Source organism: Treponema bryantii (assembly GCF_900113965.1).
Taxonomy (GTDB): Bacteria; Spirochaetota; Spirochaetia; order Treponematales; family Treponemataceae; genus Treponema_D; species Treponema_D bryantii_A.
Genome location: NZ_FORI01000021.1, coordinates 1 through 2,039, shown reverse-complemented (window position 1 = coordinate 2,039; position 2,039 = coordinate 1). Strand labels below are relative to the sequence as shown.

Genomic DNA, 2,039 nt, shown 5'->3' with positions numbered 1-2,039 from the left:
AAAAAGAAGACTGCCTGAAAAAGACAGCCTTAAGTGATTATTTTTTGAGGATTCTTATTGACAAGCTGGGGCCTTATATGTGTTATACGATTTCTTATTTTTATTCAAATTTTATTTATTTGAATAACCATATTTTAATAATAATTGTTTGAAATCAGCACAATCTTTTTCAGACATGTATCCATATTCAACAAATTCATCTAAACTTTCAAATGCATTGGTATTATATACTGTATAGAAATTCGGATCTGCTCCACTTTGCAATAATAATTCTGCAATTAAAAAATTATCTTTTTGTAAAGCCCAAAAGAGAGCAGGTGCATATTGATTATTTTTCCTATTTATATTTTCAAGAATATCTTCTTTAGATACTAAATATTGTACAACGCTATAGTAATTTGTTCTTGTAGCTGAAGTTAAGATTGTTGAATCTCCTTCCTTAAAATTTTTGCTTTCATATATGTTTTTTACAATACTTAGACATTTTTCTTCAGAAAACTTTGATAATTCATTCTCAATAATGTAATCAAACACGACTGGTTTTATATATTTGTTCTTAAAATCTGATATTACTGTCTCATCGCCGTTATAATACTTTTTTCTTAAATCTTCTGTAAAGTCTGGCACTATAACGAAATATTTTGTTGAACAATATGCTATATTATCAATTTTTGGAATATAACAGTAAAACCATTCAGAGGTGCTTCTTTCTTTATCTACATAAATTCTATCATTGAAGAATAATTGACCAAGAGTCTTGCAGGTTAAATTAGGTTCTGTTCGAATATTAATATTATTATCAATGGCTCTGTAAAGTGTAGAACAATTATAATTGTCTTCGAAACTGTAAGAAAAAGCAAATGTATTACTAAGAAGGAATAAAATAATTATTAAGTTATATTTGAGTGAAGTTTTTTTGTATTTTATAAACATTTTTCTTCCTCTAAATTACCAGCTCAGTGAGCTGTGCGTATAACAACTGGTTGTACCGCAGGCAGCTTGACTGCCTGTCGGCTACAAACTTTTGTTAGGCGATTTATTCTTTTGAAATATAATAATCAGAAGATCCGATCATTAACCATTTATCAGTCCAATTCAAATTATATTTTTTATAAGATTCACTTTCATTTATTGGAAGAGTGATTTTTACAGGTTCTATATATTGAATTTTTACAGAAGTTCCATTTTGAAATGTATCGTAATTATCATAGCCGCCAAATATTGCTTCTTCAGATTCTACAATCAGAATAATTTTATTATTTGATATAGACCAGTTACCTTTTACTTTTTTTAATCTGTTGATGGTTTGTCCTGTTGTGTATTCAAATGAAGAATCTCTGTTTAATTTTAAGAGAGGACCTCGTTCATTTGCCCCACCGTTCCATACTTCCCATATAATATTTTCATTTCCAAATTCATATTTACTTGTAGAGTCAGCTTCGAATATTCTTATTCGATTAATAGCTGTGTTTTCTAAGTCTGTGAAGGAAATATTTTTACTTTGAGGTTTATACCAGGGAAATTGCTTGAAATATTTTGTTAATTCTTCATCATTAAAAATATAACCTTTTTTGGCATAAAATAGATTTCTGAAAAGCTTTAACTCAGTTTTTGTTAAAGCGCCTAATTGTAAATCATTAAGGTAAGGTTTTTCGATTTCTTCAATAATACCGTTTCTTATGATGGTCTTATATCTTAAAAGATCAATATTTTTTTCTGCATCTGCTATTCGATTGAATGCATCATAAGTAAAAGGATATTCACAATTTATTTCTGTTGAATATTTATTCTTTTCAAAATTTTGAGAAAATACTGAGTTTATTGTTACCAATAACAAAAAAGATAAAATTACTTTTTTCATTTTTTTTCTTTCTCCAAAAGCGCCCCAGTGCGGGCGTCCGCCTAACAACTGGTTGTACCGCAGCGGGCTCGACCCGCTGTCGGCTACGAACCTTTGAAAATCATTAAGGCCCCAGTTTTATCATGCTAAGATAGATAAGTCCATCAGGGCACAATATCCTAATTAATTCGACAGGGGG

General features: G+C 29.4%; 2 protein-coding genes. Both read right to left on the bottom strand.

The genetic code is table 11. From position 1 onward, the window contains the following. Positions 1-111: 111 nt before the first annotated feature. The gene (locus tag BM161_RS14140) at positions 112-933 is read right to left on the bottom strand and encodes an ankyrin repeat domain-containing protein (protein ID WP_074933940.1); all 822 of its coding nucleotides are present in this window, start codon (positions 931-933) and stop codon (positions 112-114) included. A gap of 103 nt (positions 934-1,036) precedes the next feature. Continuing rightward, positions 1,037-1,861 carry a YARHG domain-containing protein gene (locus tag BM161_RS14135; RefSeq protein ID WP_074933936.1) on the bottom strand — a complete coding sequence of 275 codons (825 nt, stop codon included), beginning with the start codon at positions 1,859-1,861 and terminating at the stop codon, positions 1,037-1,039. Positions 1,862-2,039 lie beyond the last annotated feature (178 nt).